This window comes from Pseudomonas flavescens (assembly GCF_013408425.1).
GTDB classification, from domain to species: Bacteria; Pseudomonadota; Gammaproteobacteria; order Pseudomonadales; family Pseudomonadaceae; genus Aquipseudomonas; species Aquipseudomonas fulva_A.
In genome coordinates, this window is the sequence record NZ_JACBYV010000001.1 from 2,494,664 (window position 1) to 2,521,223 (window position 26,560).

24 protein-coding genes and 1 tRNA gene are annotated in these 26,560 nt (G+C 62.0%); 9 read left to right on the forward strand and 16 right to left on the reverse strand.

Translation table 11 applies throughout. From position 1 onward, the window contains the following. The first annotated feature begins 205 nt into the window (after positions 1-205). Both lexA and sulA read left to right on the forward strand, forming a co-directional pair. Positions 206-817 carry a transcriptional repressor LexA gene (gene lexA, locus FHR27_RS11055; protein ID WP_042555600.1) on the forward strand — a complete coding sequence of 204 codons (612 nt, stop codon included), beginning with the start codon at positions 206-208 and terminating at the stop codon, positions 815-817. Between the two features lie 10 nt (positions 818-827). Further along, entirely contained in the window at positions 828-1,286 is a 459-nt protein-coding gene (gene sulA, locus FHR27_RS11060; RefSeq protein ID WP_042555599.1) for an SOS-induced cell division inhibitor SulA, read from the forward strand. Positions 1,287-1,369: 83 nt separating this feature from the next. On the opposite strand, the gene FHR27_RS11065 is transcribed toward sulA, so the two are convergent. From FHR27_RS11065 to fadB, 6 genes are all read right to left on the reverse strand, one after another. Further along, positions 1,370-1,606 carry a hypothetical protein gene (locus FHR27_RS11065; RefSeq protein ID WP_042555598.1) on the reverse strand — a complete coding sequence of 79 codons (237 nt, stop codon included), beginning with the start codon at positions 1,604-1,606 and terminating at the stop codon, positions 1,370-1,372. Between the two features lie 112 nt (positions 1,607-1,718). After that, the gene (locus tag FHR27_RS11070) at positions 1,719-2,240 is read right to left on the reverse strand and encodes a DUF6586 family protein (RefSeq protein ID WP_042555597.1); all 522 of its coding nucleotides are present in this window, start codon (positions 2,238-2,240) and stop codon (positions 1,719-1,721) included. A 54-nt stretch (positions 2,241-2,294) separates the two neighbouring features. Next, positions 2,295-4,901 carry a type I DNA topoisomerase gene (gene topA / locus FHR27_RS11075; RefSeq protein ID WP_179538584.1) on the reverse strand — a complete coding sequence of 869 codons (2,607 nt, stop codon included), beginning with the start codon at positions 4,899-4,901 and terminating at the stop codon, positions 2,295-2,297. Between the two features lie 267 nt (positions 4,902-5,168). Further along, a complete protein-coding gene (locus tag FHR27_RS11080) occupies positions 5,169-5,405 on the reverse strand; it encodes a DUF1653 domain-containing protein (RefSeq protein ID WP_179540088.1) in 237 nt (78 codons plus the stop codon). Between the two features lie 150 nt (positions 5,406-5,555). After that, on the reverse strand, positions 5,556-6,731 hold the full coding sequence (fadA, locus tag FHR27_RS11085) for an acetyl-CoA C-acyltransferase FadA (RefSeq protein WP_042555595.1): 1,176 nt from the start codon (positions 6,729-6,731) through the stop codon (positions 5,556-5,558). Positions 6,732-6,761: 30 nt separating this feature from the next. Continuing rightward, complete coding sequence (gene fadB / locus FHR27_RS11090) at positions 6,762-8,909, reverse strand: fatty acid oxidation complex subunit alpha FadB (protein WP_179538585.1); 2,148 nt, start codon at positions 8,907-8,909, stop codon at positions 6,762-6,764. A gap of 433 nt (positions 8,910-9,342) precedes the next feature. Here fadB and FHR27_RS11095 point away from each other — a divergent pair, with 433 nt between their 5' ends. Then, a complete protein-coding gene (locus FHR27_RS11095; RefSeq protein ID WP_179538586.1) occupies positions 9,343-10,173 on the forward strand; it encodes a hypothetical protein in 831 nt (276 codons plus the stop codon). Between the two features lie 20 nt (positions 10,174-10,193). On the opposite strand, the gene FHR27_RS11100 is transcribed toward FHR27_RS11095, so the two are convergent. Next, on the reverse strand, positions 10,194-10,631 hold the full coding sequence (locus FHR27_RS11100) for a hypothetical protein (RefSeq protein ID WP_179538587.1): 438 nt from the start codon (positions 10,629-10,631) through the stop codon (positions 10,194-10,196). An 88-nt stretch (positions 10,632-10,719) separates the two neighbouring features. Between FHR27_RS11100 and FHR27_RS11105 the strand changes: the two genes are divergently transcribed. Next, positions 10,720-11,163 carry a universal stress protein gene (locus FHR27_RS11105; RefSeq protein WP_179538588.1) on the forward strand — a complete coding sequence of 148 codons (444 nt, stop codon included), beginning with the start codon at positions 10,720-10,722 and terminating at the stop codon, positions 11,161-11,163. 225 nt (positions 11,164-11,388) lie between these two features. Here FHR27_RS11105 and FHR27_RS11110 read toward each other — a convergent pair whose 3' ends face one another. Beyond that, the gene (locus FHR27_RS11110; protein WP_179538589.1) at positions 11,389-13,314 is read right to left on the reverse strand and encodes an ATP-binding cassette domain-containing protein; all 1,926 of its coding nucleotides are present in this window, start codon (positions 13,312-13,314) and stop codon (positions 11,389-11,391) included. A gap of 386 nt (positions 13,315-13,700) precedes the next feature. Between FHR27_RS11110 and FHR27_RS11115 the strand changes: the two genes are divergently transcribed. Continuing rightward, a complete protein-coding gene (locus tag FHR27_RS11115) occupies positions 13,701-15,626 on the forward strand; it encodes a transglycosylase SLT domain-containing protein (RefSeq protein ID WP_179538590.1) in 1,926 nt (641 codons plus the stop codon). A 135-nt stretch (positions 15,627-15,761) separates the two neighbouring features. Here FHR27_RS11115 and FHR27_RS11120 read toward each other — a convergent pair whose 3' ends face one another. From FHR27_RS11120 to moaB, 5 genes are all read right to left on the reverse strand, one after another. Then, complete coding sequence (locus tag FHR27_RS11120) at positions 15,762-16,562, reverse strand: MOSC domain-containing protein (protein ID WP_179538591.1); 801 nt, start codon at positions 16,560-16,562, stop codon at positions 15,762-15,764. An 83-nt stretch (positions 16,563-16,645) separates the two neighbouring features. Beyond that, positions 16,646-17,575 (reverse strand): chemotaxis protein CheV, encoded by a 930-nt coding sequence (locus tag FHR27_RS11125; protein WP_042555587.1) that lies wholly within the window; start codon positions 17,573-17,575, stop codon positions 16,646-16,648. Positions 17,576-17,696: 121 nt separating this feature from the next. Further along, positions 17,697-18,593, reverse strand: coding sequence for a lipid kinase YegS (yegS, locus tag FHR27_RS11130; RefSeq protein WP_042555586.1), 897 nt, complete (start codon positions 18,591-18,593; stop codon positions 17,697-17,699). A gap of 91 nt (positions 18,594-18,684) precedes the next feature. Then, on the reverse strand, positions 18,685-19,896 hold the full coding sequence (locus tag FHR27_RS11135; protein ID WP_179538592.1) for a molybdopterin molybdotransferase MoeA: 1,212 nt from the start codon (positions 19,894-19,896) through the stop codon (positions 18,685-18,687). Beyond that, on the reverse strand, positions 19,893-20,432 hold the full coding sequence (moaB, locus tag FHR27_RS11140; protein WP_042555584.1) for a molybdenum cofactor biosynthesis protein B: 540 nt from the start codon (positions 20,430-20,432) through the stop codon (positions 19,893-19,895). The genes FHR27_RS11135 and moaB overlap by 4 nt, the downstream gene beginning before the upstream one ends. A 68-nt stretch (positions 20,433-20,500) precedes the next feature. Here moaB and mobA point away from each other — a divergent pair, with 68 nt between their 5' ends. The 3 genes from mobA (at position 20,501) to FHR27_RS11155 (ending at position 21,588) form a co-directional block, all read left to right on the forward strand. Beyond that, positions 20,501-21,073: a molybdenum cofactor guanylyltransferase MobA gene (gene mobA / locus FHR27_RS11145; RefSeq protein ID WP_042555583.1), complete on the forward strand. Its 573-nt coding sequence runs from the start codon at positions 20,501-20,503 to the stop codon at positions 21,071-21,073. A gap of 109 nt (positions 21,074-21,182) precedes the next feature. Then, complete coding sequence (locus tag FHR27_RS11150) at positions 21,183-21,404, forward strand: YgdI/YgdR family lipoprotein (protein WP_042555582.1); 222 nt, start codon at positions 21,183-21,185, stop codon at positions 21,402-21,404. A gap of 107 nt (positions 21,405-21,511) precedes the next feature. Beyond that, a tRNA-Pro gene (locus FHR27_RS11155) sits at positions 21,512-21,588 on the forward strand. Positions 21,589-22,063: 475 nt separating this feature from the next. On the opposite strand, the gene FHR27_RS11160 is transcribed toward FHR27_RS11155, so the two are convergent. The 3 genes from FHR27_RS11160 to FHR27_RS11170 all read right to left on the reverse strand — a co-directional run bounded on the left by FHR27_RS11160 (position 22,064) and on the right by FHR27_RS11170 (position 25,788). Further along, a complete protein-coding gene (locus FHR27_RS11160) occupies positions 22,064-23,230 on the reverse strand; it encodes a serine hydrolase domain-containing protein (protein WP_179538593.1) in 1,167 nt (388 codons plus the stop codon). A gap of 760 nt (positions 23,231-23,990) precedes the next feature. Next, positions 23,991-24,797: an alpha/beta fold hydrolase gene (locus tag FHR27_RS11165; protein WP_179538594.1), complete on the reverse strand. Its 807-nt coding sequence runs from the start codon at positions 24,795-24,797 to the stop codon at positions 23,991-23,993. Positions 24,798-24,888: 91 nt separating this feature from the next. Beyond that, a complete protein-coding gene (locus FHR27_RS11170) occupies positions 24,889-25,788 on the reverse strand; it encodes a LysR substrate-binding domain-containing protein (protein ID WP_042555571.1) in 900 nt (299 codons plus the stop codon). A gap of 108 nt (positions 25,789-25,896) precedes the next feature. Here FHR27_RS11170 and FHR27_RS11175 point away from each other — a divergent pair, with 108 nt between their 5' ends. Continuing rightward, on the forward strand, positions 25,897-26,559 hold the full coding sequence (locus FHR27_RS11175; protein WP_042555570.1) for an RraA family protein: 663 nt from the start codon (positions 25,897-25,899) through the stop codon (positions 26,557-26,559). Position 26,560: the final 1 nt, after the last annotated feature.

Here is a 26,560-nt window from a genome sequence, read left to right on the forward strand (position 1 = left end):
GTCGCGCAGGCCGTATTCTGGATGCTCAGTCATCATTTGGCGATAGCGTCGCGGCCATCCCGGCCGGGTTTGCACAATGGCCCGCTGAGCATAGCCCGGAACGCCGCCTGGCGGATAACACAGGCGCAACGCACATCAATGGATTGCCAAGCGCCGATTACTGTATATAATCCCAGTCACTGTATAAAAAGACAGAGCCGCCCACATGATCAAGCTGACGCCCCGCCAAGCCGAAATCCTCGCCTTCATCAAGCAGTGCCTGGAAGACAACGGCTACCCGCCGACTCGCGCAGAGATCGCCCAGGCGCTCGGCTTCAAGTCGCCGAACGCTGCCGAGGAACACCTCAAGGCCCTGGCCCGCAAGGGTGCGATCGAGATGACCCCGGGCGCCTCCCGTGGCATCCGCATCCCGGGCTTCGAGCCCAATCAGGTCGAGGAAGAAGGCCTGCCGGTGATCGGTCGGGTCGCTGCCGGTGCGCCGATCCTCGCTCAACAGCATATAGAGGAAGCCTGCCGGATCAACCCGGACTTCTTCCGCCCCAAGGCCGATTACCTGCTGCGAGTGCGCGGCATGAGCATGAAGGACATCGGCATCGTCGACGGTGACCTGCTTGCCGTACACACCACCAGCGAAGCACGCAACGGCCAGGTCGTGGTCGCGCGCATCGATGACGAGGTAACGGTCAAGCGCTTCAAGCGTGAAGGCAACACCGTCTGGTTGCTGGCCGAGAACCCAGAATTCGCCCCGATCGAAGTGAACCTGGAAGAACAGGAGCTGATCATCGAAGGCTTGAGTGTCGGCGTCATACGCCGCTAATGGAGGCTTTATGCAGTTCCCTCAGTCACTGAGCCGTACCCAACTTCCGCTGTTCGATGCCTTTCTGGCCTCGACCCTCGCAGTGGTCGAGCCCGAACCGGTAGCCCAGGAAACCACGTTCAGCGAGGTGTCGCTGAGAGGTGCTGCGGGTAACTGTCTGACACTGCTGGCTCCCATGCTGCGGGAACTGAGCGAGAAGGACGACGAACGCTGGCTGACCCTGATCGCCCCACCGGCCAGCCTGACCCAAAGCTGGCTGCGCGATGCAGGCCTGAACCGTGAGCGGATTCTGCTGTTGCACCCGCGCAACAGCCAGAGCGCCCTGCTACTGGCTCAGGAAGCCTTGAAGCTTGGCCGTAGCCATACGGTAGTGAGCTGGTTGCATCCCCTGCCCCAGCACGCGCGCCAGCAACTGGAAGCGGCAGCACGCCTCGGTCAGGCGCAAAGCCTGAACATCAGCCTGGGCTGATCCGCGGTTACAGAGAAATGATCACAACTGAAGCCTCGCTTTTCTACCTGCTCTCCCTCGAGGGGCGCGGGTAGAAAACCGAATCAGTGCAGGACGCGAGGCTGCTCGTCTTCCTGCTCGAAATCGCCCTCTGCCATTCTGCCGGCCATTTGCACGCCGACATTGAGCATCGCCTTGGCGACTTCCACATGCTGGCCCTGGAGAAAGGCCTTGGCATCTTCGGAGAAGTCCAGCACCACCAGTGCTTCCTCATCATCGGCTCGACGCAGGGCAATACGCCCATCGGGCAGTTCGACGATTTCAAGGAAGGAAGTAGGCATAACTCGGATTCTCCACGAAAGGCCGCGCATTGTAGCAGCCGCTCCGCTCGATCGCTTGGCGAAAAAACCGCCAGGTGCTGAACGGGCTTTCAATCAACGGCAAGCGACACGCTTACCATTCGCTGAGGCCGACGCGAAAACGCTGCGCCAGCGCCTTGAGCTCCTGCCGCCAGCTCTCCAGGGTTTCCCGCTCGAGAACAGGCAACTCCTCATCCAGGCTCACCGCTTCGATCAGCGACGTAGCGCCAGGATCGGCCTTGGCTTCACGTGGTGGACGCGGTGGCTTGAACAGTTGCGCATGGGCCGCCAGCAACTGGCCGAGCCAGGTGTGCGCGTTCTCGGACAGCTCCACCAGCTCGGCAAGCTCCGGGGTCGGTGCAGCCGCCAGGTTCTGGCGATCCAGCAGCAGTTCGGCCCGCGCGGCACCGCTGTTCGGCAAGCGATAGAAGCCGGCGATCTCGTGGCAGAGGCCCAATAGCGCCCCATACAGGTGAAACAGCGTGGCCTCTCGCTCGGCCTGCACCAACGCCTGGGCATTCATCGCCCGGCCCTCTTCAGCCTTGCGCCAGGACTCCAGAGAGAGCCCGGCGTAGAAAATCTTCTGATTGGTGCGGGTATACAGTTCGCCAGCCATATGCACTCTCCAGATAGCCTCAGGCACGCTCCACGAGAGCGTGCCTGGCGCGGATCAACGCTTGTCTTCGACCTTCCACTTGCCGCCGTCGAAGAACGCCTTCCAGCCGGTGGGCTTGCCGTCCACTTCGGTCTGTACGTACTGCTCCTTGGTCTTGCGGCTGTAACGGATGACCGCAGCGCGACCTTCAGGATCCTTGGCCGGCGCATCGATCAGGAAGTGGTACTTCGGATCGATCTCGTCCTTGTGCGGGATCAGTTCGAGCACCAGCGGTGCACGGGTCTCGCGGTTTTTCGGGAACTGGCTGGCAGCCAGGAACAAGCCCGAGGCGCCATCACGCAACACGTAGGTGTCATCGACCTTCTCGCACTTGAGCTCCGGCATCTTCACCGCATCCATCTTGGGTGGCGCGGGCTCGCCGCTGCGCAGCAGCTTGCGGGTGTTCTTGCACTCGCTGTTGGTGCAGCCGAAGAACTTGCCGAAGCGCCCGGTCTTGAGCTGCATCTGGCTGCCGCACTTGTCGCACTCCAGGCTCGGCCCTTCGTAGCCCTTGATGCGGAACTGGCCCTGCTCGATCTCATAACCGGCGCAGTCCGGGTTGTTGCCGCAGATGTGCAGTTTGCGCGTTTCGTCCAGCAGATAGGCATCCATCGCCGTCGCACAGATCGGGCAGCGGTGCTTGCCAAGCAGTACACGGGACTCGGACTCGCCCTCGTCATCCGCGGCGATCTCGTCACCGGGCACCAGGTTGACGGTGGCCTTGCAGCGCTCCTTCGGTGGCAGGGCATAGCCCGAGCAGCCGAGGAACACGCCGGTGGAGGCGGTACGGATCATCATCGGCCGGCCACAATCGCGGCACGCGATATCGGTCAGCGTTGGCGTGTTGGCACGCATGCCATTGTCGCCATCGGCGGCCACTTCGAGCTTCTTCTTGAAGTCGCCGTAGAACTCGTCGAGCAGGTGCTTCCACTCGCGCTCGCCCTGGGCCACGTCATCGAGGTTCTCTTCCATGCCGGCGGTGAAGCCGTAGTCCATCAGGTCGGAGAAGCTCTCGGAAAGGCGCTCGGTAACGATGTCGCCCATTTTTTCCGAATAGAAGCGGCGGTTGTGCAACGCCACGTAGCCACGATCCTGAATGGTGGAAATGATCGCTGCGTAGGTGGACGGACGACCGATCCCGCGCTTCTCCATTTCCTTGACCAGGCTGGCTTCCGAGTAGCGTGCCGGCGGCTTGGTGAAGTGCTGGCTGGGGTCGAGCTTGATCAGCTTGAGCGCCTCGCCCTCTTTCATTTCCGGCAGCACGGCGTCGTCGCCCGGCTTGCTGATTTGCGGCAATGCGCGGGTGTAACCGTCGAACTTGAGAATACGCCCCTTGGCACGCAGCTCGAACTGGGCGGCAGTGACGGTGACGGTGGTCGACAAGTATTCGGCCGGCAGCATCTGGCAGGCAACGAACTGGCGCCAGATCAGCTCGTACAGGCGCTCGGCATCGCGCTCCATGCCGGACAGCTGGGTCGGCCGCAGATTGACGTCGGAAGGACGAATCGCTTCGTGCGCCTCCTGGGCGCCCTCCTTGCTGGAGTAGACGTTGGGCTTCTCCGGGAGGTATTTCTTGCCGTACTCACCGTCGATGAAGCCGCGCACCATTTCGATGGCATCGGCCGACAGGTTGGTGGAGTCGGTACGCATGTAAGTGATGTAGCCCGCCTCGTAGAGACGCTGGGCCATCATCATGGTCTTCTTCACACCGAAACCGAGGCGCGTGCTCGCGGCCTGCTGCAACGTGGAGGTGATGAACGGTGCCGACGGCTTGCTGCTGGTCGGTTTGTCCTCACGCTTGGCGATGCTGTAGCTCGACGCCTTGAGGGTCGCCAGCGCTGCCATGGCCTGGGCTTCGTTGAGCGGCTTGAAGGCCGCACCGTTCTCGCGGGCCACTTCGAAGCGCACATTGGCACCCTTGGCGGTGCCCAGGTCGGCGTGCACTTCCCAGTATTCTTCAGGGACGAACGCGCGGATTTCCTTCTCACGCTCGACCACCAGCTTCACGGCAACGGACTGCACCCGGCCGGCGGACAGGCCACGGGCGATCTTCGCCCACAGCAGCGGCGAAACCATGTAGCCCACCACGCGATCGAGGAAGCGGCGCGCCTGCTGGGCATTGACCCGATTGATATCCAGCTCGCCCGGGGCGGAGAACGCCTCCTGGATGGCCTTCTTGGTGATTTCGTTGAACACCACGCGCTTGTAGCGGCTGTCGTCGCCACCGATGGACTCGCGCAGGTGCCAGGCGATCGCCTCCCCCTCTCTATCCAAGTCGGTCGCGAGATAGATGGTGTCGGCTTCCTTGGCCAGGCGACGCAGTTCCTCGACCACTTTTTCCTTGCCGGGCAGGATCTCGTACTTGGCCTTCCAGCCATGCTCGGGATCGACGCCCATGCGGTTGAACAGCTGACGCTTGGCCTTTTCCTTGGGCGACAGGGCCGGCGTTTCGCCAGCTGCAGCCTTGCCGCGCTTGGCAGGCTCTTTGGCTGCCGCCCCGCCACTGGTGGGGAGGTCGCGGATGTGGCCGATGCTCGACTTCACCACGTACTGGCTGCCCAGATACTTGTTGATGGTCTTGGCCTTGGCCGGGGATTCCACGATGACCAGCGATTTACCCATGGATTGGAAAATTCCTGAAATTCGGTAATTGAAAGGCGGGCTAGCGCCTGAAAGAACTATTGGGTGTCTCGGTTCGACGCACGCTGCATCGACGATGAAAGCGTCCGCTCGACAGAGCGAACACCGAAAAAACGTGGCGCTGCCGCTTGTACCACATCGATCCTGTCGTTATCCAACGGACCACGAGTGCCCTGCGACCTGCTTTGGCCCCGCTATATATAGTGGCGGTCAAGCCGAGGTCAAGGGCGAGTGTTTTTTGCAGCCGCCTCAGGGACGACGCAGAACGCTTGCCTCACCCTCGACAAAAGCAAAGCGCGGAACCCGCTTGCCGTCCAGTTCGACCTCGCCCTGGAACATCTCCAGCGGTCGCACCCAGAGGCCATATTCGCCATACAGGGCCTGGTAAACGACCACGTCCTCTTCCGTCTCGGAATGCCGGGCTACACCCAGTACGCGGTACTCGGGACCTTTGTAGTGACGGTAGAGACCGGGCTGCAGCGACATCATTCAATTTCCTGGAAATTTTTTTCGTTCGATAAAAACGGTCGGGCAGCATTTCATGCCGCTAGCCAAACCAGAATGGCCTGCATTAACGATGCAGTGCCAAAAAACAAAAACCGGGGCAGAAGCCCCGGTTGTGCAACCACCTAAACGTCAGATGCGCTCGAACACCGTGGTGATACCCTGCCCCAGGCCGACGCACATGGTCGCCACGCCGAAGGTACCGTTGTTCTGCTTCATCACGTTCAGCAGGGTACCGGAGATACGCGCCCCGGAACAACCGAACGGGTGACCCAGAGCGATGGCGCCGCCGTGCAGGTTGACCTTCTCTTCCATCTTGTCGAGCAGTTTGAGGTCCTTCAGCACGGGCAGGGCCTGGGCAGCGAAGGCTTCGTTGAGCTCGACGAAATCGATGTCGTCGATGGTCAGACCGGCGCGCTTGAGCGCCTTCTGGGTGGACGGTACAGGACCGTAACCCATGATCGCCGGGTCAACACCGGCCACGGCCATGGCGCGAACCACTGCCATTGGCTGGATGCCGAGATCCTGAGCACGCTGAGCGGACATGACGATCATGCAGGAAGCGCCATCGGTGATCTGCGAGGAGGTACCCGCCGTGACGGTGCCGCCCTTGGGATTGAACGCAGGCTTGAGGTTGGCCAGGCTTTCCAGGGTGGTTTCGGGACGAATGGTTTCGTCGTAGTCGAAGACCTTGAGGAAGCCGTTTTCGTCGTAACCCTGCAGCGGGATGATCTCGTCCTTGAACTTGCCTTCGACAGTGGCCTTGTGGGCCAACTGGTGCGAACGCACGCCGAACTTGTCCTGAGCTTCACGGGTGATGCCGTGCATCTTGCCCAGCATCTCGGCGGTCAGGCCCATCATGCCGGAGGCCTTGGCAGCGTACAGCGACAGGTGCGGGTTCGGGTCAACGCCGTGCATCATGCCGACGTGGCCCATGTGCTCCACGCCGCCGACCACGAACACATCACCGTTACCGGTCTGGATCGCCTGCACGGCGGTGTGCAGCGCGCTCATCGACGAACCGCACAGGCGGCTGACGGTCTGCCCGGCACTGGTGTGCGGGATCTGGGTCATCAGCGACGCCATGCGCGCGATGTTCCAGCCCTGCTCCAGGGTCTGGTTGACGCAACCCCAGATGACGTCTTCGACTTCCTTGGGATCGACCTTGTCGTTGCGTTCCAGCAGTTTGCTGATCAGCTGCGCGGACAGGGTCTCGGCACGGGTATTACGGTGCATGCCGCCCTTGGAACGCCCCATTGGGGTACGGCCGAAGTCGACGATGACTGCATCTCTTGGATTCAGGCTCATAAATTCACTCTCGCTCCAATCGTTGCGCGATTAACCAAAGAAGGTCTGGCCGTTTTTGGCCATTTCACGCAGTTTCTCGGTCGGCTGATACAGCGCGCCCAGATCGGCGTACTTGTCGGCCAGGGCCACGAATTCGGCTACCCCGACACTGTCGATGTAGCGCAGCGCACCACCGCGGAACGGTGGGAAACCGATGCCGTAGATCAGGCCCATGTCGGCCTCGGCAGCCGTTTCGACGATACCGTCTTCCAGGCAGCGCACGGTTTCCAGACAGAGCGGGATCATCATGGTGTTGATGATGTCCTCGTCGCTCAGCTCGCGCCGCTCGACCACGATCGACTTGAGCAGCTCGTAAGCCTCGGGGTCGGTGACCTTCTTCGGCTTGCCGCGCTTGTCGGTCTCGTAGGCGTAGAAGCCCTTGCCGTTCTTCTGGCCCAGGCGATTGGCTTCGTACATCACGTCGACCGCGGTGCGGCCTTCTACCGCCATGCGATCCGGGAAGCCTTCGGCCATCACGTCACGGCCGTGGTGGCCGGTATCGATGCCGACCACGTCGGACAGATAGGCCGGGCCCATGGGCCAGCCGAACTTCTCCATGACCTTGTCGATACGTGCGAAGTCGATACCGAAGCTGAGCAGCTTGGAGAAGCCGCCGAAGTACGGGAACAGCACGCGGTTGACCAGGAAGCCCGGGCAATCGTTGACCACGATCGGGTTCTTGCCCATCTTCTTGGCGTACGCCACGGTGGTGGCAACCGCCTTCTCGCTGGACTTCTCACCACGGATGACTTCGACCAGAGGCATCATGTGCACCGGGTTGAAGAAGTGCATGCCGACGAAGTTTTCCGGGCGCTTGAGGGCCTTGGCCAGCAAGCTGATGGAAATGGTCGAGGTGTTGGAGGCCAGAATGGTGTCCTCCTTGACCGCCGCCTCGACCTCGGCCAGCACGGCCTGCTTGACCTTGGGGTTCTCGACCACGGCTTCGACGACGATGTCGACATGGCCGAAGTCGCCATAGGACATGGTCGGGCGAATGGCGCTCAGCGATTCGGCCATCTGCGCGGTGGTCATGCGACCCTTCTCGACGCGCTTGCCGAGCAGCTTGGAGGCCTCGCCCAGGCCCATCTTGATCCCCTCTTCGCGGATATCCTTCATCAGGATCGGCGTGCCTTTGGACGCCGACTGGTAGGCGATACCGCCGCCCATGATGCCGGCACCCAGCACAGCGGCCAGTTTCACGTCCTGGGCGATGGCGTCGTGGGCCTTGGCTTTCTTCTTCAGTTCCTGATCGTTGAGGAACAGGCCGATCAGGCTTTCCGCGACCGAGGTCTTGGCCAGCTTGGCGAAACCGGCGGCTTCGACTTCCAGCGCCTTGTCACGGCCGAAGTTGGCGGCTTTCTGAATGGTCTTGATCGCTTCGACCGGTGCCGGGTAGTTCGGGCCGGCCTGGCCTGCGACGAAACCCTTGGCGGTTTCGAAGGCCATCATCTGCTCGATGGCGTTGAGCTTGAGCTTTTCCAGCTTGGGCTGACGCTTGGCCTTGTAATCCAGCTCACCGGAAATCGCGCGCTTGATCAGGTCCAGGGCACCGGCCTGCAGCTTGTCAGCGCTGACCACGGCGTCCACCGCACCGACCTTGAGGGCTTCATCGGCACGGTTTTCCTTGCCGGAGGCGATCCACTCGACGGCGTTGTCGGTACCGATCAGGCGCGGCAGGCGCACGGTGCCACCGAAGCCTGGGTAGATCCCCAACTTGACCTCGGGCAGACCGATCTTGGCGCCTTCGGCCATGATCCGGTAATCGGCGGCCAGACACATTTCCAGGCCGCCACCCAGGGCGATGCCGTTGATGGCGACGACGGTGGGCACTGCCAGGTCTTCGAAATCACTGAAGATCCTGTTGGCTTCCAGGTTACCGGAGACCAGTTGCTCTTCCGGCAGCTTGAAGTTGTCGACGAACTCGGTGATGTCGGCACCGACGATGAAAACGTCCTTGCCGCTGCTGACGATCACGCCTTTGATCGAGGCGTCGGCCTTGATCGCGTCGACGGACTGACGGAGCTCGCTCAGGGTCAGACGATTGAACTTGTTGACGGACTCACCCTTGAGATCGAACTTGAGTTCGACGATGCCGCTTTCAAGAGCCTTAACCGTGATGGCTTTACCTTCGTAAATCATCAACTGATCTCCACGCTTAGGGAATCTGAACAGTACACACCGGAGTCAATCCACAGACTCACGCCACAAGACACCGTAGCCGAAATTCCGCTACCCACCGATGCGATATCGGACTGGATTGGGCACTGCCAAAACGGCAAACGCTCAATTCATACGCCCGTTTGATTTGGGTGAGCACACATTCACGGAAAAGCCGTGAATTGTCAATTGGCGTTCTGTAGCCACTTGCAGTGCGCACTACCTGCTCAAGGTGATCGATCGAGGCTGCGGCGAAAAGTAGATCAATGGCGTCGATAACGCATCATTCGGTAGACATGCCCGCACCTCGATCCGCCGCTAGCCAAAATTTCAGGCCGCAGGTAGAGTCGCGCGATTCGGCTGCCACCGAATGACAAAAACAACAATAACGACATGTCGTCACCGAGGTTCCAGCATGCATTCACGCCTGCGCGCCATCTCTCTGCACACCCTGCTCGCCACCCTTCTGCTCCTGCCTGGTCTGGCCGCTGCCGCGCAGACCTCGCCCTACCTGCAACATCTGCTGCGCCTGCACCTGGCTGCGCAGAAAAGCCTGGGCGACTTCTACATGTACAACAGTATGGAAGGTGATCAGCGCTATGCGCGGATGATCGATGAATCCCGCCGGGAGGCCAGTGAACAACTGAGCACGCTGGCTGGCATCCCCGACGTTGGCGCAGCGCGCCTGCATGCCCAATTGCAGCAGCAATGGCAGGCCTATGACCGGGATCTGAGCGAGCTGATGGCCGCCCTGGCGAAGCAGGGTTATACCGACCTGCAGCCGGTGGCCGACATGGCCGCGCGCAACCGCCAGGTGCTGGCGACCAGCCAGGCCCTGTACGAAGCCCTGCAGCGCACGGACCCCGGCGCGATCTCCGAGCAGACCGCCAGCACCCGAGAGCTCAGCCTGCTGATGCAAGGCATCGCCGTGAGCTACGCGGCACGCAGTGCATCGGTAGGCGCGAGTTTTTCCGGGGACAGCAGCGAGCGGCCCATCGAGGATCAGGTGACTGACTTCTCCAGCCGCCTGACTGCACTGCGCAACCGGCCGGACAACGATGCACGGATCGATACGGCGCTCGACGCGGTGACGACCAAATGGCGCTACATCGAGAAGTCGCTGCGCAACTACAACGAGAAGAGCGTGCCGTTTCTGGTCAACAAGTACTCGGACAGCATCATCCGCGGGCTGATGGAGGTTACCGAGCTTTACGCCCGCCAAGACCAGGTGAGCGAGCCGTCATGACAGCCCTTGATGAGCAACCCTCAAGCCTGGGTTTTGAGAAAAGTCGCAACAGCCTGCAACGATTCGGGGCGCGCCCGCTCACCCCAGAACAAGGCGATCATCTGCGGGGTCACTTCGGCCTTGTAGACATCCCCCGGCAGCGTGGCGAGTTGCTCGGCAAGCGGCCTGTCCGCGCAGGGCTCCTGCCATTTGTTCACCCACAGGCCCGGCTCTTTCTGCCAGTAGCACCAGCTGTCCTGCCGCCCGCGAGGCCGCGGATGGTGGTATTGCGGGCAGGGGCTCGGCGGCGCACTGGTCATCCAGTACGGCCATTCTTCCCGGGCCAGCTGCATGGCCAGCCCCATGCGTCGCGCCTCCATGCGAACGTCCATCTGGCCGCGCTGACGCCGCGACGGCACCAGCCAGACCAGGGGGCTAAGGGCGACTACCAGTAGTGCGACAACGATCCAACCCGTCATAATTTCTATCTCGACCGTGCAACCTGTGGTAAATGCTCAAATCAGCCACACTTGAAATCATTGGTCACCCTTGTAAGGAGACAATCTCATGTCCTACCAGCACATTCTGGTCGCCGTCGATCTGACCGAGGAGTGCGACCCGGTAATGAAGCGCGCCCAGGCCCTGGCCAGCAGCACCCAGGCGAAACTGTCCGTGGTGCACATCGTCGAACCCATGGCCATGGCCTTTGGTGGCGACGTACCGATGGACCTGTCGATGCTGCAGCAACAGCAGTTCGAACAGGCCAAGGAGCGCCTCGACGCCTTCGCCCTCAAACACCCGCAGCTCGGCACCGAAAGCCGCCACCTCGCTTACGGCCAGCCGCGCCAGGAAATCCACCGCCTGGCTTCCGAACAGCACTGCGATCTGATCATCGTCGGCAGCCATGGCCGTCACGGCCTGGCCCTGCTGCTCGGCTCGACCGCCAATGACGTACTGCACGGCGCGCCCTGCGACGTACTGGCCGTCAGCCTGAAAAAGCCGTCGGTCTGACCGCTACTCGCTGAGTAAAAGGCGGAAACCCGCGTAGGAGCGTCGCCCCCGGCGCGATGCAATGGCCGGCCTTCACACCAGTGGTGTGAAGGCCGGCGATCGCCGCGGGGTCTTGGCTCCTGCAACGGCATCGAACATGCTCTTGCCGGCCAGACAGAAACCTGACGTTTTGCAATCGACTTACTTCACAGGGCAGCGGTAAGCCCCAACCACCTGTGACGATTGTCAGCCTTCCAGTTCAGCCCAGCGCTCCACCAGACGGTCCAGCTCTTCCTGCTGCGCCTGCAACTGCGCCAGCACCGCAGCGGTGTGCTCTGCCGACTGCTGATAGAACGCAGGATCGGCGATCTGCCCTTCCAGCTCGGCGATCTTCTGCTCTGCAGCATCGATCTGCTCGGGCATGGCGTCCAGCTCACGCTGATGCTTGTAGCTGAGTTTCTTCTTGGCTGCCGGCGCGCTTTCCACCGGGGCGGCAACGGGGGCGGCGACAGGCGCCTCGACCACTGCGGAACCCAGCTCGGCCTTGCCCGACTTGGTCTCGCCAACGCCCAGCAGGCGCGGCGAACCACCCTGGCGCAGCCAGTCCTGATAACCACCGACGTACTCGCGCACCTTGCCCTCGCCTTCGAAGACCAGCGTGCTGGTGACCACGTTGTCGAGGAATGCCCGGTCGTGGCTGACCATCAGCACGGTGCCCTTGAAGGTCAGCAGCACTTCCTCGAGCAGTTCGAGGGTCTCCACGTCGAGGTCGTTGGTCGGCTCATCGAGGACCAGCAGGTTGGCCGGCTTGCTGAACAGCTTGGCCAGCAGCAGACGCGCACGCTCGCCACCGGACAGCGCCTTGACCGGCGTACGAGCACGCTGCGGGCTGAACAGGAAGTCGCCGAGGTAGCTGAGCACGTGGCGGTTCTGCCCGTCGATCTCGATGAAGTCACGGCCTTCGGCCACGTTGTCGATAACGGTCTTTTCCAGGTCCAGTTGGTGGCGCAACTGATCGAAGTAGGCGACATCGATCTTGGTGCCCTCTTCCACCGTGCCGCTGGTCGGCTGCAGACCATTGAGCATCAGTTTCAACAGGGTGGTCTTGCCGGTGCCGTTGGCGCCCAGCAGGCCGATACGGTCGCCGCGCTGCAGCACCATGGAGAAATCGCGAATCAGGAACGGTCCGCCCGCGTGCGCGAAGCTGACGTTCTCCAGCACCATCACCTGCTTGCCGGATTTCTCCGCGGTGTCGAGCTGAATGTTGGCCTTGCCGGTGCGCTCGCGACGCTCGCTGCGCTCCACGCGCAGGGCCTTGAGGGCGCGCACACGGCCTTCGTTACGGGTACGTCGGGCCTTGATGCCCTGACGGATCCATACCTCTTCCTGGGCCAGGCGCTTGTCGAACAGCGCGTTGGCGGTTTCCTCGGCGGCCAGCGCGGCCTCCTTGTGCACCAGGAAGCTGGCGTAATCGCCATTCCAGTCGATCAGGCCGCCGCGATCCAGTTCGAGAATGCGCGTGGCCAGGTTCTGCAGGAAGGAACGGTCGTGGGTGATGAACAGCACCGCGCCCTGGAAATCCTTGAGGGCTTCTTCCAGCCAGGCGATCGCGCCGATGTCCAGGTGGTTGGTCGGCTCGTCGAGCAGCAGCAGATCCGGCTCGCTGACCAGCGCCTGGGCCAGCAGCACGCGGCGGCGCCAGCCACCGGACAGCTGGGCCAGGGTCTTGTCGGCAGGCAACTGCAGACGGCTCAGGGTGCTGTCGACCAGTTGCTGCAGGCGCCAGCCATCACGGGCTTCGAGGTCCTGCTGAACGTGCATCAGCTTGTTCAGGTCCTCTTCGGTGACGCAGTTCTGTGCCAGGTGGTGGTACTGAGCGAGCAACTCGCCCACGCCGTCGAGCCCCTGGGCGACGACGTCGAACACGGTACGCCCGTCGGCCACCGGCAATTCCTGGGGCAACTCGCCGATCTTCAGACCCGGCGCGCGCCACACGGCACCGTCATCGGGCTTCTGGTCACCCTTGACCAGCTTGAGCATGCTGGACTTGCCGGTGCCATTGCGACCGATGATGCACACCCGCTCGCCCCGGGCGATCTGCCAAGACACCTTGTCCAGCAGCGGCATGGCGCCAAAGGCCAGGGATACATCGGTGAACTTGAGCAGGGTCATGGAGTTGCCTCGACAATACGCTGGGGTGATGGGCGAAAGGGTGTGCGAACGCAGCCAATGGGCTCGTCGCGTGGCCGACCACCACGAAAACTGATCTGGCCGGCGCATGCGCCAGCCAAAAACCGGGCGCGTATTCTAACCGAGAAGACCCTCGGCGTCTGTGAGGCCGTGCGTGCCGACCGTCGACGTGACATAAACAGACATGCGCCAGGCTGCAACGGCCCTTTCGCGCCAAGTGGGCAAAAGGCTAAGCTAACGCCCGTTGTCGTCACCGCGCCCGGCACTGCCGTGATCGCCTGTAGAACGGCAACCGCCCCAAGGGCGCATCGAGCGACCGGCATTCAGCCAGATCGCGCCCGCTCACGAGATGATCCCCCGGAAGTGCCATGCGCTGTCGTTTGCCCAGTCTGCTGTCCTGCCTGATCCTTTGCGCCACCACGGCAACCCTGAGCCAGGCAGCCAGCCTGCCCCAGCAACGCCAGTACTACGACGAGGCCAAAGCAGCCCTCGCCAAGGGCGACAAGGGCCCCTATCAGCGCTATGCCAGCGCCTTGCGTGACTACCCGCTGACGCCCTACTTGGCGTACGACGAGCTCACTGCGCGCCTGAAATGGGCCAGCAACGACGAGATCGAGGCCTTTCTCGCGGCCCATGGTGACCTGCCTCAGGCCAACTGGATGAAGCTGCGCTGGTTGCGCTGGCTGGCCGAGCGTGGCGAATGGCAGACCTTCGCCAAGTACTACGATCCGAACCTCAATTTCACCGAACTGGACTGCTTCAACGGCCAGCGCCAGCTCAATCAGGGCCAGACCGCCGAAGGCTACGCCAGCGCCGAGAAGCTGTGGCTGGTCGGCAAGTCGCAACCGGAAGCCTGTGATCGCCTGTTCGACCGCTGGGCCGCCGAAGGGCAACTGACCGAACAGCGCCGCTGGCAACGTACCAAGCTGGCTGCCGAAGCGCGCAACTACAGCCTGGCCACCTTCCTGAGCAAGGACCTGCCGACGCTCAGCAACCACGGCAAACTGCTCGTGGAAGTCGGCCAGAAGCCGCAGATCCTCACCCAGACCGCGCGCTTCATGCCGGCCGACGACGCCATGGGCGACGTGGTCAGCCTGGGCCTGCGCCGCCTCGCTCGCCAGGACCCGGAACAGGCCCTGAGCCTGCTCGAAGGCTATTCCCAGCGCATGCGCTTCTCCGAGCAGGAGAAGGTGGCCATCGCCAACGAGATCGGCTTGACCCTGGCACGCCGCTTCGACCCGCGTGCCCTCGACGTGATGGCCAAGTACGACCCCAACCTGCGTGACGACACCGTCAGCGAGTGGCGCGCGCGCCTGCTGCTGCGCCTGGGTCGCTGGGACGATGCCTACAAACTGATCAGCCGCATGCCCGACTCCCTGATCAGCACCAACCGCTGGCGTTACTGGCAGGCGCGCAGCCTGCAGTTGGCGCAACCCAACGGCAAGGCCGCACAGCCGCTGTTCCACGAACTGGCCAAGGAGCGCGACTTCTATGGCTTCATGGCTGCCGACCAGGTCAAGGAACCCTACTACCTGAAAAACGCGCCGCTGCCGCTCAGCGCCGCGGTGATCAAGAAGGTCCGCAACGCCCCCGGCATCCGCCGTGCCATGGAATTCCATGACCGTGGCCAGATCGTCGACGGCCGCCGCGAGTGGTACCACGCCAGCCGTCATTTCGACCGCGACGAACTGGTCGCCCAGGCACGCCTGGCCTACGACATGGAGTGGTACTTCCCGGCCATTCGCACCATCAGCCAGGCCAAGTACTGGGATGACCTCGACGTGCGCTTCCCGATGGCCCATCGCGAACCGCTGACCGCCGAAGCGAAGAAACGCGGCCTGCATTCCAGCTGGGTGTTCGCCATCACCCGCCAGGAAAGCGGCTTCATGGCCGACGCCAAATCCCACGCCGGCGCCATGGGCCTGATGCAGGTCATGCCCGCCACCGCCAAGGAGACCGCCAAGAAGTACGGCATTCCCCTGAGCAACCCCAACAACGCCCTGCTGCCGAGCGTCAACATCCAGCTTGGCGCCGCCTACCTGAGCCAGATCTACGGCCAGTTCAACGGCAACCGCGTGCTGGCCTCGGCCGCTTACAACGCCGGCCCAGGCCGCGTTCGCCAATGGCTGCGCGGCGCCAACCACCTGTCCTACGACGTATGGGTCGAAAACATCCCGTTCAATGAAACCCGCCAGTACGTGCAGAACGTGCTGTCCTATGCGGTGATCTACGGCGACAAACTCAACGCCCCGCAGCCGCTGGTAGGCTGGCACGAGCGTTATTTCGACCAATAAAGCGGCGGCAAGCGGCAAGAAAGAGCGCGCAGCGGCCCCGCCGCCGGGGCTTGGGTTAAGCGCAGCGATACCCAGGGCACCCTCCCGGGTTTCGCTGCGCTCGACCCAGGCTACATCTGGGGTGAATGCCTCAACCTACGCCAACACCTCGACCGGCATGCCGACCTGCAATTCGCCGCTGCCGTGGTTGATCAGGTTCTGCCCGAAGAGAATCTCGCCTTCGCGCTGGCGGTAGCTGCGCAAGGTGGTCAGCGGCTCGCGATCCGCGCTGCGTTCGCCGGTTTGCGGATCGATGGTGGTGATGATGCAGCGTGAACAGGCCTTGGCGAGGGTGAACTCGACATCGCCGATACGAATGCGCTTCCAGCTGTCTTCGGCATAGGGCTCGCTGCCCTGCACCACCAGGTTGGGACGAAAGCGCAGCATTTCCAGCGGGCGGCCAACCCGGGCCACCAGGTCGTCGAGCGAGGCCTGGCCGATCAGCAACAGCGGGAAGCCGTCGGCGAACCCGACCTTCTCATCGCCGCTCACATTGCCCTCGATATAGCGCGCACGCTCTGCAGGCACGTGCACCAGCCGACAGGGCTTGCCGATGAACGCGCTGACCCAGGCCGCGGCTTCGTCGCCGGCATCCGGCACGCGCATGCTGTCGCGCCAGATGATCACGCCGCGCAACGCCTCGTCCGGGTCCGGCAGCGCCACATCGAGAGAGGGCCTGTCAGGCGCCTCGAGGGTCAGGCCGCCGCTCTGATTCCAGCGCGCCGTCAGGCGGCTCATCTGCGGAAAGGTGCGCTGGGTCAGAAAGCGGCCGTTCTCCTCGCTCGCCAGCATCCAGCGGCGATCACCGACCACGCCCAGGCCGTCGAGCTGCAGGCTGGGGAGCGATTCGCCAATGGCGGACTTGAGAGGAAAGCGATAAAGCGAGGAAAGGTGCATGGCCCGGCGTCCTGACTAGAGCGAAACGGCGGTTATACGCAAACCGCCGCCGCGGCTCAAGCCAGGCGCGTGGCGTTGAGCGCTTACTGCTCGTCGAGCGCCAGGCGCTCGCGAATCACGTCGACCAGCTTGTCGGGCTGGAACTTGGAGAGGAAGTTGTCGCAGCCCACCTTCTTCACCATGGCATCGTTGAAGCTACCGGATAGCGAGGTGTGCAGCACCACGTACAGATCACGCAGGCGCGGGTCCTGACGGATCTCGGTGGTCAGGCGATAGCCGTCCATTTCCGGCATCTCGGCGTCGGTGAAGATCATCAGCAGCTTGTCGGTCATCACCTGGCCGTTATCGGCCCAGGCCTTGAGCATGTTCAGCGCCTTCAGGCCATCGGTGGCCACATGCATCTTGATCCCCAGCTGCGACAGGGTATCGCGCAACTGCGACAGCGCCACGCTGGAGTCGTCGACCAGCAGCACTTCGCGGCCACGGGCCTTCTCCAGCAGCGGATCGGCGAGGCGGTCGCTGGAAATGCGGGTGTCGTACGGCACGATCTCGGCCAGGACCTTCTCGACGTCGATGATTTCCACCAACTGGTCGTCGACCTTGGTGATCGCCGTCAGGTAGTGGTGGCGCCCTGCTCCGCCAGGCGGCGGCAGGATGGATTCCCAGTTGAGGTTGAGAATGCGGTCGACGCCGCCGACCAGGAAGGCCTGAATCGAACGGTTGTATTCGGTGACGATGATGGTGCTGCGCTCATCGGGCACGATCGGGCGCATGCCGATGGCCTGGGACAGGTCGATCACCGGCAGGGTCTGGCCGCGCAGGTGAATCACCCCGCAGACGAAACGATGGCGCTGCGGCATCAGCGTCAGCTTGGGCATCTGCAGGACTTCCTGCACCTTGAATACGTTGATCGCGAACAACTGCCGGCCAGCCAGGCGGAACATCAGGATTTCCAGGCGGTTCTCACCTACCAGCTGTGTCCGTTGATCAACGGTGTCGAGAATACCGGCCATTATTCGCTCCTGTGAGGCGTGATGTTCTTGTGAGGCTATCGGCCAGTCGTTGCATTACTGAAGGCGGCATGGCGCAACGCCATCCTGCACCAGTGGCTGACGGAAAACCAGCGCGCCATGCTCAGTCCTGCAGTAAAGGCGACTGCTGGGGCAAATGCACCCGCAACGCCTGGGGCCGCGCGGAAAAACGCATGCTGTGGCCTTCTCGCGGCTCGCCGTCGAGGTTCAGGTCCAGCCCCTCGGGCGCCTCGATTTCCAGCCAGGGCAACCGAGCGCTTACCGATACCCCCTCGATGCCCTTCAGCCCACCGGAAAACAGCGTACCGAGGGTGCCGACCACATCCGACGCAGCCGGCACGATGCACACATCCAGCAGGCCGTCGTTGACCCGGGCATGGGGGCACAGCACATGCCCACCACCGGCCTGGCGACCATTGCCGATGCCCAGGGCGAGAAATTCGCCTTCCCACTCGAAGTCCGGCCCCTTGAAGCGCCCGAAGGCCGAGCGCACTTCGGCGAAGCGGGTCAGGCCGGTAAGCATGTAGGCCGCGCCACCGAGCACACGCTTGAGGTCTTCGGACGTATTGGCGGTGATGTTGGAGCCGAAGCCGCCAGTGGCCATATTGAGGAACAGCTGGTCGTCGACCTCGCCCAGATCGATGGGCTGCGCGGGGGTGTCGAGCAGCGCCAGGGCCTCGGCCGGCGCCAGCGGAATACCGGCTGCATTGGCGAAATCATTGGCGGTGCCCAGCGGCAGCAGCACCAGGCTGGCATCCGTTTCGGCTTTGGCCATGGCTTCGGCGACATCACGCAAGGTGCCGTCGCCGCCCCCGGCGATCAGCGTCGGATAGCCCGCCTGCAACGCTTCGCTGACCAGGCGCTGGGCATCGCCGCCCTCCCAGGTCAGGCGCACGGCCAGGTCCCAGCCACGCTCGCGTTGGGTCTTGACCGCCGCACGCACCTCTTCGTTGAGGGACTGCTTACCATGAAGGATCAACAGCGCTTTACGCTCTTGCATAACGGCTCCGGAAAACGGGATTGAAAACGACTGCCAATGCAGACAACGGGCAAGCGAAATAATCACGCCTGCCCATCGTCGACTCTACACCTCAGCCGAGCAGTTCACTCATGGGAATGAAGTGCAGGCTGTCGCCTTCTTGCAGGGTGGTGCCTTCCAGCACCTGCGCCAGCCCCTCGGCCCACGCGGCACTGCGCAGCACACCGGAGCTCTGATTGGCATAGGGCACTGCACGGCCGTTCTCGAGCCGCGCCCGCAGGAACTCGCGGCGCTTGCCCGGTTTCGGCCAGACGAAGCCCGCCGGTACCGCGAAGCCCAGCGGCTCGACCTTCTGCACGCCCAGGCGGCGCAGCAGATAAGGCCGCGCCAGCAGGCCGAAGGTCACCAGGGTCGATGCCGGGTTACCGGGCAGGCCGATCACCGGGCGGCCACGGAACTTACCGACGGTGAGCGGCTTGCCGGGCTTGATCGCCAGCTTCCACAGGGCCAGCTCGCCAGCCTCACGCAAGGCGATGCCGAGAAAGTCCGCCTCGCCCACCGACACACCGCCGGTGGACAGAATCAGGTCGACATCCTGCAAGGCACCGAGGGCCTCGCGCGTACGCTCGAGATCATCCACCAGAATGCCAGCATCGATCACCTCGCAGCCCAGGCGCTGCAACCAGGCGACCAGCAGGTAACGGTTACTGTTGTAGATCTGCCCGGCGCCCAGCAGCTGCCCCGGCTCGACCAGCTCATCACCGGTGGAGAGCACCGCCACCCGCGGCTTGCGACGCACCGGCAGTTGCGCCAGGCCAATCGACGCCGCCAACCCCAGCTCCACCGGGCCCAACCGCGTACCGGCGGTCAGCAGGGTTTCACCCTTGCGGTTCTCCTGCCCCTGGGGGCGGATGTTCTGGGCGAGCTTCAGGGCCTGATCGAAGTGCACGCGACCGTCATCAGCCACGCTGACGTTTTCCTGCATCTCCACCGTGTCGGCACCGAGCGGCACCGGCGCGCCGGTGAAGATCCGCGCACAGGTACCGGGCTGCAGCGCCTCCGGGGCGGTACCCGCGAGGATGCGCTGGCTGATCGGCAGCGCCTCGCCCTGCCAGTCGGCCAGGCGCAGCGCGTAGCCGTCCATGGCACTGTTGGGCCATGGCGGCAGATCCAGGCCGGCGATCATCGGTTGGGCCAGCACACGGCCATCGGCGTCGGCCAGATCGACCAGCTCCTGCCCCTCGATGGGCGTGGCCTCGGCCAGTGCCAGCAGACGCTGCAGCGCCTGCTCCACCGGCATCAGCGGCGAATGCGGCTCGCTCATCCGCGGCTCTCGCAGGGCGCAGCGAGCTTGAGGTGCGGCACGAAGTTGCACGGGCGATGGCGGGCGTCGAGCTGCTCGGCCAGGATGCCGTCCCAGCCGGTGCGGCAAGCGTTGGTCGAGCCAGGCAGGCAACAGACCAGCGTGCCGTTGGCGAGGCCGGCCAGTGCCCGGGACTGAATGGTCGAGGTGCCGATGTCGGTGGTGGAGATCTGCCGGAACAGCTCGCCGAAGCCGTCGACCTGTTTGTCCAGCAGGCAGGCCACCGCTTCCGGCGTGCTGTCACGCCCGGTGAAGCCGGTGCCGCCGGTGATCAGCACGACCTGCACCACGTCTTCGGCGATCCAGGTGGCGACCTGGGCGCGGATCTTGTACAGATCGTCTTTCAGCAGTACGCGCTCGGCGAGGTTGTGGCCGGCCGCTTTCAAGCGGTCGACGAACAGTTGCCCGGAGGTATCGGTTTCCAGCGTGCGGGTATCGCTGACGGTCAGAACGGCGATATTCAGGGGCACGAATGGCGCATCGGCCTTGTGGCTCATGGCAGGCTTCCAGTTGTCGTGAACAATGGCCGGTGTTATACCACAGCGCCACCTCCAGAGACCCTGCCATGCCTACCTCAGCCCCGCCCCAAAGCCTCTCGGTGGTCCTGCTCGCAGGCGGCCGCGGCCAGCGCATGGGGGGCCGCGACAAGGGCCTGGTGCAGTGGCAGGAGCGCCCGATGATCGCCTGGCTGCACGACCAGGTTCGCCCCCTCACCGACGACCTGATCATCTCCTGCAACCGTAACCATGACGCCTATGCGCCCTACGCCGACCGCCTCGTTGGCGATGACAGCGCAGACTACCCCGGCCCCCTGGCCGGCATCCGCGCCGCCCTGCAGATCGCCCGCCACCCTCTCCTGCTGGTGCTGCCCTGTGACGCACCCCGGGTAGACCGCAGCCTGCTCGACGAACTTATCGCGCTGGCCGGCGAGCGCCCGGTGATGGCCAAGCGCGACGGCCACTGGGAACCGCTGTTCGCGGTCGTCCCGCGCAGCCTGCTGCCCTCTCTGGAGCAGGCCTGGCAGGCGGGCCAGCGCAGCACACAGCGCTGGCTGCACGATCACCAGCCCGTGGCGCTAACCTGCGCGCCAGACGATCCGCGCCTGAGCAACGTCAATTCACCGCAGCTTCTCGAATAGATCGCGCTTGCGAGTCAGCCAGCCGAGTGGATAAATAGGGTGGAACTTGGGGTCGCCGTGCTCGTCTTAGCCCAAGTAATCATTCAGCTTCGATTTAAGGAGACATGTCATGAAGCAACGGACTACCGCTGCATTTCTACTCGCGTTCGGCCTGGTTACTCTGGCCGGTTGTTCCACGCCTTCGGTCATCACCCTGAACGATGGCCGGGAAATCCAGACCGTAGATCGCCCTGATTTCGACGACGACACTGGCTTCTACGAATTCGAACAACTGGATGGCAAGCGCACCAAGGTCAACAAAGATCAGGTTCGTACCGTCAAAGAGCTGTAAGCACCGTTGACCCATCGCGGGCGCAGGCTTCAGGCGCTGCGCCCCGATCAAAAATTTTGCGCTAACCCCTTGTGCTGCAAAACTTTTTCAGTACAATTCGGCGCATTCGGAGTGTAGCGCAGCTTGGTAGCGCGTCTCGTTCGGGACGAGAAGGTCGCAGGTTCGAATCCTGTCTCTCCGACCAAATCCCAGTTTCCAGCAGCCCTGCGCTGCTCGCGAAACACCTCGACAAAGCCCGCCTTGTGCGGGCTTTGTCGTATCTGGCTGTTTCTCCTCGCCTCCCCCGGTATTTGGCCGGCAAGACGATTGGATCGTGGGCGTGATTTGGTGGGAGATGGTCGCTGTTGGCGTAAGGATCGTTGGCTAGAGCTAGGCCACAGGACTGGTATCTCCTTACCTGCTTACCATGAGATGAAATTCGAACTGGCTGAAACCGTGTGCTGCCAGGACACCACCGGCAGCAATCGGCCAAAAGCGGACAGATAGATCGACTCTAAATACAAGTGCTACTGAGGATGGGGAGACGTCGCATGCCCTTTAATCGCGCTTGTCGATGGGGCATATTCGTGTGCATAACGCCTGAGTTAAGTCGAGCCGCGAAGCGGGCTCGGCTTGAACGAATTGTTAGGCAGTCCTCGGATTGCTTCCGCCGCAGATTGCTAGGCCTCGACCGCGGCCAAGGCCAGGTCGTTGATACGTTGCACACGCTCGATATGGCGCAGGCCCTCAATAAAGCCGGCAGATAGGAAGATGACGGTTAGATCCCGCTCAGGGTCGATCATCCATGCCGTCGAGGCACCGCCGACCGCCGCAATGCTTTGAGGCGATGCGGTGTGCCCGGTCGCGTTCAGGATGTGCCCACTCCCGCGCATATAACCACCGAGCAAGGTAAAGTGCGCCGCGAAATCGTTGAGGCCCCGCTCTTCGACCTCGAAGGCGGTCGCATCGTTGATCAAGCCGGGCGCATGATCCTGCCGAGCGTAGTCGAAGAGCACGGGTGAGAGAACACGCTGGCCGTGCGCTGTCCCACGCCCGCGGAAAACTTCGGTGAACCGGAAGACATCTTTGATCGTGGAAAACGCATTCCCGCTCGGCATCTCTGCGTCCGCGTCAAGGAACTCATTGAAAAGGCGCAGAAGCATCGGTGTGGTGGGTCCCACATTCGCCTCAGTAAACGACACCGGAACCCGTCGAGGATCGTCGATCGAGCACGCGAAGCTGCTGTCCGCCATGCCCAACGGCGTGAACAAATCTTCTTGGGCAATGCGATTGAAACCGCGCTTTTTCGAATCGGTATTGACCAGGATCTGGCCCAACAGATCGTAGCCCAAGCCCGATGTGTAGATGCATTTGGTGCCGGGACTGTAGGCCGCAGGCAATGCGCACATCGCGGCTGTCTTGACCGCGAGGTTTCCGACCTTGTCCAGGCCAAGCGGAGGCGGAACGAGACCGAACGGCAGCCCCGCGGTGTGCGCCAGCAATTGCCGCACGGTTGCCCGCTGCTTGCCCAGTGCGCCGAAGCCGGGAACGAGGTCCGCGATGCGTGTATCAAGGCCGAAACGGCCTTCATCAATCGCTTTGAGGACGAGCGTCGCGGTATAGGCCTTTGACATCGACATGAGCAGGTATCGATCGTCACCTGATGGAGCCCGACCCGGAGCAACCGTTCCGAAGGTCGCCTGGTAGGCCACCTGACCGTGGCGAGCGACGAGGATTGAAGCGCCAAAGTGCCTTCCGCTGTCGATGTCGGCCTGAATAGAGGCACCAAGCCGGGCGAGCGCATCCTTATTCAAACCAACCGAGGGAGGTGAGAGGTCGAGGTTCATTGAGGTTTAGCCTTCTTTAATTGCTGCTTTGGCGGGCCGATGTCATCGCCTAACGTTTGGTTAAGGGGCCGCGGAACGCGATCCCGAACGAGCGAAGCGAGTGACTTGAACCACCTGTTAGGCAGAGGACTTCGAGCCGGACGCAGGTAATAAATACCGCACTGTGGCCAACCCGCGAGGGCCCTGCAAGCAACATATTGGTTTTTGCTGGGAACGCACTCATGCGGTCTGTTCGCCCCGATACGGCGTTGATGATCGGACTTGAGGCCTGGTAAGCAGCGAATGAGTTCGAGCGTGCACGTTGTTTAACAGCACAACTATGAATAGCTTCTATGCCCGTAACATGCCTCCTGTGCCTTTGCCGCCTAACTATTAATTAGGCGACATTGCTGTCGCATAACACACCTTGAGATGTCTGATAACGTCCATTTTCATGCGGTAATCCCTTGATTTGCATAGACGCGAAAATGGCAAACGCGACTAGGCTAGGTGAAAAAGCGACTTCAAAGGCCACACGTACCAAACCTGCCAAGGCATCGTAATGGCTAGACGCTACTGATCGGCATCAAGACTGTCTTTTTGACGTGTCGAAATTACAGCGAACAAAAGCGGATCAAAGCAGGTGTGAATCGCCACTGGTCTTGTAGGCACTCGATGACCGCTATTGGCTTCAAGCATGGCGCAACCTAATTGTTATTTTTACCGAGTAGTGCGGAGCTTCATGCGGCCGACATAACCGCGTGTAAATGGTTAAATCTGCTTAGGCGAAGTCTTGTAGGGCTTTGATCCGCCGCCACATGAGCACAGGGTTCGAGTACATCGGGAAATGGCCGCAATCAGGAATGCACGCTAGGTGCACGCCTTGTGCTGCAATGTCCTTGAGGTAGGACAGGTGGGAATTGGTCACGCCATACATGTATTGGCGCGGGAATGGCAGGCCTAGAAATTTATCCATCAACTGACCATTGTCGGACAAATCCACCATTGATTCGAAAATGCCGCGCACCGCGCCGGCACGCACTTTGTGCGCCAGGCTTGCGGCATACAGCGCGCTCGCAGGGTCCGATGCCAATCGAGTGCGTTCAATAAAGTCGCGGAAAAATCGTACATCATCACAGCGATGATCGTGGATTTGGCGGCTGAGGAAACAGTCCTCAGGAGCGATGTTGCCCTCGATGTCGACGAAACTCAGCACGCGCGCAGGATCTCCATGAGCCAACATCAGGCCGGTCAAACCTCCCATGGAGTGACCTACCAAGTGGAAAGTGTTGGTCTCAAAATGCTTGAGTACGGCCTGTGCGGTTTTCACCAGGAATGGGATGTTGATGCGCGAGAGGTCGCTGCATTCGGTCTCACCGCAGCCTGGAGCATCGTAGGCAATGAAGGGATGCCCATCGAAAGAAGGCTGCAACGTGATATCGGCGTAGTCCTCTTTTGTGGAGCCAAAACCGTGGAGGAACAGGATGGGCGCTTTAGGCCCACGGCGATGAATCACCGCAAGGTCGAGCTGTATACCGTCGATGTTCAGTGGAATTTTCTCGTGGGTGAAGCGAGCTGGATGGGACACGGGTCGGAGCTCCTATTACAGACATCCTCAATGTTGAACTCGCCATAGGATTTGTAAAATACGAAGCCACGAACCCTGTTATATGCCTAGCCTATGAAAGCAAGGTCTGCTTCGCTTGGTCGATCATGGCATCCACGAGCGGATTCTTATGCTCGCTGTGCCACGCCATGGCCGTAGTCACCACTTTGACCTCCGGGAACAGAGGCCGAATGAGTACGTTTTTAGGCGCGAGCTTGCCCATCGAGCTGGGAACCAAGGCAATGCCCTGGCCGCAGCTGACAAAGGCAACTTGTGACGAGACCGAGCGAACTTGGTGCACTATCCGCGGGGCGAAGCCGCTGGCTTTGCACTGTCCGACCAGATAGTCGAAGTAGACAGGACTCACATCGCGCGAAGCCATCACCAAGGTTTCATCGGCGAGGGACTTGAGGGAGACGGACTTACTCGCGGACAAGGGATGATCGTTGGGGAGTGCTACTGCCAGTCGATCCTCGGACAACGGTAGAGATTGCAAATGCCGACCGAGGTTGCCCTCAAGGCGCGCGAAGGCGATGTCGATATCGCCGGCCTCAAGAGCGGGAATAGCCTCCGCGCTATCGATCTCTCGAACCGATACCGTGATCAGTGGATGATCCTGCTTAAACTGCTCGATCAGCGGGGGCAGTACATCAATCATTGCTGAGGTAATCGCCCCAATCGTCACTACGCCAGCGTGGCCGGCTACGGCCTCGTGTACCGCAAGCTCCAATCGTTCCAGCTGATCAGCAAACTTTCGTACGGCGGGGAGTATGGCAGCTCCCGCAGCGGTCAGGTGAGCGCCTCGGCGAGACCGAGTGAACAGTTGAACCCGTAAGGACTGCTCCAGCGCCTGGATTTGCTCGGTCAATGGCGGCTGTGACATGCCCAGCCGTTTAGCTGCACGGGTGAAGTTTTGGTCTTCAGCTACGGCCAGGAACAGCCATAGATGGCGTATCAAGCGAAAGTTGATCACGGCGCACTTCCATAGGTTTTGGATATGAAAAGCTTAGCTTCTTCGTAATATACGTATCAAATCTCGGCGCAGATACTCAAGCCTCACCTAGCAAGAGGTCTGCAACCGATGAGTTTGAAAGCCCCGCTTGAGCGCCTGGCCGCACTCGACACCAACACGGTGTCGGACGCGCTGGACTTCCTCCAGCTCCCTGGCGCCACTAATGGCCTGATGCCGCTTTGGAAATGCCCAAAGATTGTTGGTCGAGCCAGCACTGTTCAATTGGGGCCCAAGCAGGACGTGGCGCCCACCGTTCACCTGATTACTCCGGTAGTGGAGCAGATCACCACCGATGACCGCGTGCTGGTGATCGCGGGTGGCGTCGATGGTATCTCTAGCTGGGGAGACATCCTGGCGAACGCCGCCCAGCGCAAAGGTATCCGGGGCTCGGTCATCGACGGTTTCAGCCGTGACATCCGCGGCAGCGTGGACATCGGCTATCCGGTCTTCGGCCGCGGCGTGACCATGATCAGCGCCCGTAACCGGCTCATCCAGATAGACGCAGCCGTAAAAGTTCGCATGGCTGGCGTCGAGGTAGAGGAAGGCGACTATGTGATCGCCGATGAATGCGGCACCGTTTTTGTCCCCGCCAATGCCATCGAGAAGGTTCTTGGTCTGGCCGAGCGTATCGACCGCCGACAAGCCGGCATGGTGGACGCCGTGCGTGCAGGCCGATCGGTCGAGGAAGTCATGCACGACACCCAGTTCGAAGCTATCAAGGTAGAGCACTGAT

Coding starts and splice junctions, on each gene's coding strand:
- lexA (WP_042555600.1), top strand. CDS start 206: ATGATCAAGCTGACGCCCCGCCAAGCCGAAATCCTCGCCTTCATCAAG.
- sulA (WP_042555599.1), top strand. CDS start 828: ATGCAGTTCCCTCAGTCACTGAGCCGTACCCAACTTCCGCTGTTCGAT.
- FHR27_RS11065 (WP_042555598.1), bottom strand. CDS start 1,606: ATGCCTACTTCCTTCCTTGAAATCGTCGAACTGCCCGATGGGCGTATT.
- FHR27_RS11070 (WP_042555597.1), bottom strand. CDS start 2,240: ATGGCTGGCGAACTGTATACCCGCACCAATCAGAAGATTTTCTACGCC.
- topA (WP_179538584.1), bottom strand. CDS start 4,901: ATGGGTAAATCGCTGGTCATCGTGGAATCCCCGGCCAAGGCCAAGACC.
- FHR27_RS11080 (WP_179540088.1), bottom strand. CDS start 5,405: ATGTCGCTGCAGCCCGGTCTCTACCGTCACTACAAAGGTCCCGAGTAC.
- fadA (WP_042555595.1), bottom strand. CDS start 6,731: ATGAGCCTGAATCCAAGAGATGCAGTCATCGTCGACTTCGGCCGTACC.
- fadB (WP_179538585.1), bottom strand. CDS start 8,909: ATGATTTACGAAGGTAAAGCCATCACGGTTAAGGCTCTTGAAAGCGGC.
- FHR27_RS11095 (WP_179538586.1), top strand. CDS start 9,343: ATGCATTCACGCCTGCGCGCCATCTCTCTGCACACCCTGCTCGCCACC.
- FHR27_RS11100 (WP_179538587.1), bottom strand. CDS start 10,631: ATGACGGGTTGGATCGTTGTCGCACTACTGGTAGTCGCCCTTAGCCCC.
- FHR27_RS11105 (WP_179538588.1), top strand. CDS start 10,720: ATGTCCTACCAGCACATTCTGGTCGCCGTCGATCTGACCGAGGAGTGC.
- FHR27_RS11110 (WP_179538589.1), bottom strand. CDS start 13,314: ATGACCCTGCTCAAGTTCACCGATGTATCCCTGGCCTTTGGCGCCATG.
- FHR27_RS11115 (WP_179538590.1), top strand. CDS start 13,701: ATGCGCTGTCGTTTGCCCAGTCTGCTGTCCTGCCTGATCCTTTGCGCC.
- FHR27_RS11120 (WP_179538591.1), bottom strand. CDS start 16,562: ATGCACCTTTCCTCGCTTTATCGCTTTCCTCTCAAGTCCGCCATTGGC.
- FHR27_RS11125 (WP_042555587.1), bottom strand. CDS start 17,575: ATGGCCGGTATTCTCGACACCGTTGATCAACGGACACAGCTGGTAGGT.
- yegS (WP_042555586.1), bottom strand. CDS start 18,593: ATGCAAGAGCGTAAAGCGCTGTTGATCCTTCATGGTAAGCAGTCCCTC.
- FHR27_RS11135 (WP_179538592.1), bottom strand. CDS start 19,896: ATGAGCGAGCCGCATTCGCCGCTGATGCCGGTGGAGCAGGCGCTGCAG.
- moaB (WP_042555584.1), bottom strand. CDS start 20,432: ATGAGCCACAAGGCCGATGCGCCATTCGTGCCCCTGAATATCGCCGTT.
- mobA (WP_042555583.1), top strand. CDS start 20,501: ATGCCTACCTCAGCCCCGCCCCAAAGCCTCTCGGTGGTCCTGCTCGCA.
- FHR27_RS11150 (WP_042555582.1), top strand. CDS start 21,183: ATGAAGCAACGGACTACCGCTGCATTTCTACTCGCGTTCGGCCTGGTT.
- FHR27_RS11160 (WP_179538593.1), bottom strand. CDS start 23,230: ATGAACCTCGACCTCTCACCTCCCTCGGTTGGTTTGAATAAGGATGCG.
- FHR27_RS11175 (WP_042555570.1), top strand. CDS start 25,897: ATGAGTTTGAAAGCCCCGCTTGAGCGCCTGGCCGCACTCGACACCAAC.